The organism is Hydrogenimonas sp., from assembly GCF_029932565.1.
Lineage (GTDB): Bacteria > Campylobacterota > Campylobacteria > Campylobacterales > Hydrogenimonadaceae > Hydrogenimonas.
In genome coordinates, this window is record NZ_JAOZPV010000093.1 from 1 (window position 1) to 5743 (window position 5743).

General features: G+C 50.1%; 8 protein-coding genes. 5 read left to right on the forward strand and 3 right to left on the reverse strand.

Annotation, left to right across the window (positions count from 1 at the left end):
* The 4 genes from Q1K24_RS08930 to Q1K24_RS08945 form a co-directional block, all read left to right on the forward strand.
* The coding region (locus Q1K24_RS08930) for a c-type cytochrome (RefSeq protein WP_300369092.1) at window positions 1-713 on the forward strand (713 nt) is incomplete at its 5' end.
* The gene (locus Q1K24_RS08935; RefSeq protein ID WP_300369095.1) at window positions 713-1120 is read left to right on the forward strand and encodes a hypothetical protein; all 408 of its coding nucleotides are present in this window, start codon (window positions 713-715) and stop codon (window positions 1118-1120) included. The genes Q1K24_RS08930 and Q1K24_RS08935, both read left to right, overlap by 1 nt.
* 148 nt (window positions 1121-1268) lie before the next feature.
* Window positions 1269-1844: a molecular chaperone TorD family protein gene (locus tag Q1K24_RS08940; RefSeq protein ID WP_300369098.1), complete on the forward strand. Its 576-nt coding sequence runs from the start codon at window positions 1269-1271 to the stop codon at window positions 1842-1844.
* Window positions 1837-2916: a 4Fe-4S dicluster domain-containing protein gene (locus Q1K24_RS08945; RefSeq protein WP_300369101.1), complete on the forward strand. Its 1080-nt coding sequence runs from the start codon at window positions 1837-1839 to the stop codon at window positions 2914-2916. Before Q1K24_RS08940 ends, Q1K24_RS08945 begins: the two co-directional genes overlap by 8 nt.
* 49 nt (window positions 2917-2965) lie before the next feature.
* Here Q1K24_RS08945 and Q1K24_RS08950 read toward each other — a convergent pair whose 3' ends face one another.
* From Q1K24_RS08950 to moaC, 3 genes are read right to left on the reverse strand one after another with little or no spacing between them, the layout of a single operon-like run.
* Window positions 2966-4072, reverse strand: coding sequence for a DUF6781 family protein (locus Q1K24_RS08950; protein WP_300369104.1), 1107 nt, complete (start codon window positions 4070-4072; stop codon window positions 2966-2968).
* 8 nt (window positions 4073-4080) lie between these two features.
* Entirely contained in the window at window positions 4081-4350 is a 270-nt protein-coding gene (locus tag Q1K24_RS08955) for a DUF493 domain-containing protein (RefSeq protein WP_300369107.1), read from the reverse strand.
* A complete protein-coding gene (gene moaC, locus Q1K24_RS08960) occupies window positions 4325-4762 on the reverse strand; it encodes a cyclic pyranopterin monophosphate synthase MoaC (RefSeq protein ID WP_300369114.1) in 438 nt (145 codons plus the stop codon). The genes Q1K24_RS08955 and moaC overlap by 26 nt, the downstream gene beginning before the upstream one ends.
* 216 nt (window positions 4763-4978) lie before the next feature.
* On the opposite strand from moaC, the gene Q1K24_RS08965 reads away from it, so the two are divergent.
* Window positions 4979-5665 (forward strand): recombinase family protein, encoded by a 687-nt coding sequence (locus Q1K24_RS08965; RefSeq protein WP_300369111.1) that lies wholly within the window; start codon window positions 4979-4981, stop codon window positions 5663-5665.
* Window positions 5666-5743: the final 78 nt, after the last annotated feature.

Consider the following 5743-nt stretch of genomic DNA (forward strand, 5'->3'; position numbering starts at 1 on the left):
CGCAGCAGAACGTGCTGAGCAAGAACATGTTCGGCAAAGAGGTGGGTGAATACCATGAGGCAGTGCAGAAGCTGGCGGTGAGCGACTACCAGCGCTCGTTCGTCTCGGAAGGTTTCCGGTCGATGACGGAAATCAAAGATGGAAGCGAAAAATTCAGTGCCGACATGGAGTACGACAAGAAAGCGTGGAAAGGGACGGTTATCCGTCCGCTCAAAGATGCCTATCTGAATCTCGACAACGGTGCGTTTCCAGTCGCATTTGCCGCATGGGACGGTGCGAGAATGAATCGGGATGGTCTCAAACTTCTCTCCTCATGGATTCCGGTCAAACTGGGTGACGAAAAAGGCGGCGATGCCCTTGTGACGGAATTGACGACAGCACCGAAAGGCGATGTTGAAAACGGAAAAAACCTTGTTATGCAGAATGGTTGTATGGGGTGTCACTACATACCTGGCATGAGTCAGCCGGGTTATATGGCACCGGGTCTCGCCAATATTGGCGGGTATTCAACCGATGCCTATCTGAAAGAGTCCATGGTCGATCCCAACGCCATTGTCGTACCGGGTTACAATCGCAATGCGCACCCCAATACACCCTGGTACAACGTGATTGACGGCAAGCGTCAATCCACGATGCCTCCCTATCCGCTCGATGACAAGAGCCTCGACGATATGGTGGCCTACATGAGAACCCTCAAAGCGGAGGTGGAATAATGAAAAAGATTGTAATGTTCGTTTTGGGTATGATGCTGGCGATCGCCGCATCGGCCAGCAGCGAAGGATTTGAGAAAAAAGGATTTTTGACGACCAAATGGTGTGTCGAAAACGACCTCTTCAAGGACTGCCGTCTCGAAACCGCCGTCTGCGGCTACGAGGGGTGCTATGAAAAATGGGAGTTTGGTGATCCGATCAGGGAGGAGATGGTGCTCTATGTCCATGATGACGGCAAGTATTACAGAGTGGACCTGGGTCATATTGAGCGCAGCGAACTCGATGAGGCGATGAACCGCAACGAGGTAATGCTGACTGGTACGTACGATGCGAAACGCAATGTCATTCACGTCAAAGAGTTCAAAGCACCACCGCCACCGAAAAAGTCTTTCTTCAAAGGCTGCCTCTGAGATTTTCGCCTTCGGGCGGAAATCGATGTTTGAATGTTTAATGATGGATGTTGAATGTTGAATTGGTTATGGAACCCATCTTGAAATTCAGCGTTGAATATCCGCCAATCCGCTATCATTTTCCCATAAAAGCCAAGGAAACTACACCATGGACGACAAAACAAGACTTTATATCTATGCCTTTTTGTCCCGAATCTTTACCGAAGAGCTCGACGAAAGGGCGTTGAAGGATCTGTACGAAAACGAGGAACTGCTGGAAACCATCGGAGAAGAGACTCTCCAGTGGTTCCGCCAGAACGAGCTGCCGGCACTCAAGGAAGCGCTCAATATCGACTACAACTCGCTTTTTGGGATCAACAACCACCCGATCGAGTCGGCCGTGATGGACAGCAAAAACGAGATTCTGGTGGGACTGCAGAACCCGGTGATGCAATTTTACTTCAGCCATGGCTACGAACTGAACCTGGAGAGTTCCAGGCTTTATGTGCCCGATCATGCAGGAATCGAGTTCGGGTTCATGCAGAGCATGATCAGCGGTGGCGACAGAAAGGCGCAGGCGGAGTTCCTGCACGGCCATCTTGTGCGCTGGATCGTTCCGTTCCTCATCGCTGTCAAACCGATGGCGGATACACCCTTCTACCGGGATCTGTGTGACTTTACGATCGAGTTCCTTCTTTCGGACTATTCGCATCTCGTCGAAGAGCTGGGGGAGATCGATGCGTAACGAGAGTTTGACGGCTGCCGATCTTTTCAAGTTCGACTACTTCAAGTGTCTGCGGAGCGAGTTCGCCAAAAATGAGTGCCGTATCTGTATCGATCTCTGCCCCGACGAAGCGATGGTGTTTGACCGAAAAAAACTGACGCTCGATGCAAAAAGGTGCACCGGGTGTGCCGCATGCATAGGGAGCTGTCCTACCGAAGCCCTCATGAGCGATGCTTTCGATCCAAACCATTTTACCCTGGAGTTCGCGGCACAGGAAAAACCTCTGCTCTCCTGCAAAGAGAATCTGCCCTGTCTGGCCGCTCTCTCGAGCGAACATCTCATCTCCATTGCGTTGCGGAAACAAAGTGATGCGATCTGTGACCTTGCCCACTGCTCGGAGTGTTCCGTCAATCGGGATGGGCGTGTTTATGCAACAATAGAGAGAACGATCGGGGAGGCCAACAGATTTCTGGAACTTTGCAATAGCGACAGAAGGATAGGTGTGCGCCGCGATCTTGGCGCGTCGGAGCCGGAAGCGGGACGACGCGGGCTCTTGAAAAAGCTGGCCAATGTCGCCAAAGAGGTTCATGAAGATATGACGATGACGGAGTTGATGCATTCCAGCGACGAGAAACAGCCGCTAAAGCGGATTCTTTTGAAAAATTCGCTGAAAATGGTGGCGGAAACCCTTCCCGAGGAGAGAACAGCCGAGATCGATTTTTCATTCGTCGTCAACAAGCGGATCGATGCCGATACGTGTAACAATTGTCAGGAGTGTGCGATGTTCTGTCCTACCGGTGCACTCTCGGTGCTGAAGGACAATACCGGTATCATTTTTCAGATGGGCAAATGTATCGCCTGTTCCATCTGCAACGATGTCTGTCAGCCACACTCGATCCGGAACGACGAATCATTCGATCCGGTCACATTTGCATTCGACAGAATGGAACTTCTGGTCAAGCATACACTCGAGATTTGTGAAGAGTGCAAAGTGGCATTCTCCTACCGCGGTGGAGAGAAGATATGTGATCGGTGCAAAGATTTCAAAAACAGTTTTTCCGATATGTTTACGCTGGCGAAGGATATGGAATAATTTAGGTGAGAAGGTGAGAAGGTGAGAAGGTGGGAGCGCTATGCTCCGCTCACTTCTCGATTTTGTTTTTGTAGGCTTCGGCGACTTCGAGCGCCTTTTTCCACGCTTTCGTACCCAGTTTTTTCGCTTCGCTCGTCAGGTGCTCTTTCAATTCCACGCCTTTGATGGCGGCCTCTTTTGCCAGCGTTGCCAGCTTTTTTCTGGCGATATCGATGGTTTCGTTGCTGATGCGTTTGAGTTCGGCGAACTGATCCCCGATGATATTGGCGGAATCGACCAGAATTTCCCGGACAAAGGGGCTGTTTTTGGAAGCGACGTCATCGATGATCTCTTTGTAGAGTTCGTCGCTGCGGGAGAGCATTGTTATCAGCTCTTCCCAATTGATGACATGGGCTGTTTTTATCTCTTCCGGTGCAAAATTGAGCTGTTCTTTGAGCTGTTTGACGGTGGAGATCAGGGCGTCGTTGATGCCATAGACACTTCCATGGATGATCTCTTTCGCTTTGGTCGGTGTCGCTTCTGCCAGTTCGGATGCCTGCATCAGAATCGTTGTTAGAATGGCGCGGATACGGGCTGCACTCAACAACCCCTCGCTCAAAGCTTTGTGGGTGATCTGACGAATGACTTCGCGGATCGCTTTTTCTATATCTTCAGCCTCTTCGAGTGCAGCCACAAGAGCCGCCTCCACCGTTTCGGTGAGTATGCCGAGGCCTTCGACATGCTCGAGTTCCGTATTTTCGAGTGCATCCCGCCAGACTTTCTGTTCAGCTGAATTCAACTTGCTGACGGCATGTTCGATACCGGCGAAAAGTTCACGAAGTCGGCGCTGCAGCTCCTCCTCTTCGGTGCTGAGGTGACGCTGCAGCCGATCAATTTCGACGATGAGCCGTTCGATCTCTTTCTCTTTGGGTTTTTGTACTGTATCAATGAGCGTTTCGAAAGCGAACTGCAACATCTCTTCGTCGTTCGCGTCGAGTTGCGCCAGCTCCTCCTGCAGTGCGACGGCGATCGATTCGCTGAGGTTTTGTGCAGACATGCTCTGATGCAGATGCACAGCCGCTTCCACTGCCTTCTCTATCCCCTCTTTCAGCGCGTCCCGGTCTTTTTTTCCGGCTTCCAGACTTTTTTCGTAATAGGCTTTGATTTCGAGTTCCATGGGGTTCCTTATAAAACCATTTTCAGGTCGTTGTGTTGTTTGAGCTGTCGAAAAATTTCCGTCCGGTCGTCTTCGTTGTGGACGAGAGTCTTCACTTCGTAGCTGTGGTAGCGGCCTTTGCGGGAGACGCGTGAGGGCCTGCAGGTGTGTTCCCGTCCGCCCATGACCGACTTGACGGCACTTTCGATCTTCTCGCACTCCTCTCCAATCACTTTGTACTTCCATTCGCAGGGATATTCGATTTCGACTTTTCTATCCATTGCGTTGATAATTTCCACTCTTGCCTCCTTCTTTGGACTCGAGCTGGATGCTCAATATCTGCATCCCTTTGTCGATCGCCTTCACCATATCGTAAATTGTGAGGAGTCCGACACTGACACCGGTCAGTGCTTCCATTTCAACACCGGTCTTCCCGTGAAGCCTGGCTGTCACGTAAAGCTTGAAGCCGGGTAGTTCTGGAATCTCTTCGATATCGCAGTCGATGCCTGTCAGCAAAAGAGGGTGACACATGGGAATCAGCTCCGGTGTCTTTTTCGTCCCCATGATAGCCGCAATGACCGCTGTCTGCAGAACGGGCCCTTTTTTCGCTCTGTTGTTGACGATCGCTTCGTACGCTTCCTGGCTCATTTTAATTGTTCCGCTGGCCATGGCGACACGGCTACTTGGCTCTTTTGCGCCGACATCGACCATTTTCGGGCGATCATTGTCGTCAAGGTGTGTCAAATCAGCTTCCACGCTCTCTGTCCTTCTTTTAAGTTTTTTATTATTTTAACATAAATATGGATACCATTGACGGATAAATGAATAAAATGACGTAATTAAGCAATAGTGTGACGATTTAATAAATATTTAATTGACTTTTATCGTCAAAATCATGTAACATTATGAAAAAAATCAAGGGGGCTTATGACATACGCCTATTTGCGACAGATACCGGGTACGAAAAATCTGACGCTGCAGCAGAAAGATGTTATCGGCTATGCATTGGGGCAGGGGCTCGAGATCGACAAAGAGGTTGTCGAGCACTCGAGCAAGAACCGTCCGATCGAAGAGCGGAAACAGTTCGAAGAGTTTATGCATTCGATGAAAGAGGGAGACAATCTCATTATCGATGAAATCTGGACATTGAGCAACAGAGTCGACGAGCTTATCAAGATTCTCTGCTGCACGATGAGTCGAAAGATCAATCTTTTTGTAGCCAGTCAGGGCATTTTGATCACCAGAGAGACGCCGATGGGGCAGGTGTTGCCGCTTCTCAATGAACTGCGGGAGGAGGGGCAGGACAAACGCAGCGGTGTCGGCCGGCCGAAAGGGAGCAAGTCGCGCTCGAAATTCGACACTCTTCAGCCGCGAATTCTTCAGATGCTCAAAGAGGGGCAGAGTGTGAGTGCGATCGCCCGTGAACTTGGAGTGAGCCGAAGTTCACTCAAAGATTATATCGAGTCCCGTTCTCTGAAAGAGCTGGTGGATAATACGTTTATCGAAATCGGCAAGCCGCTTCAAACGGATATTATCAGTGACGAGATGTTGATCTGTCCGTTTGAGCAGGAGAGCCAAAATAAAAACAATACCAAACAAAAAGGAGTCAACTGATGCAAGCTAATGCCGGTGCCACCACACCGAAAAAGACCAAAGCGAGAGAGTACCTGAAGGGTTGGGTACCGTATCGGA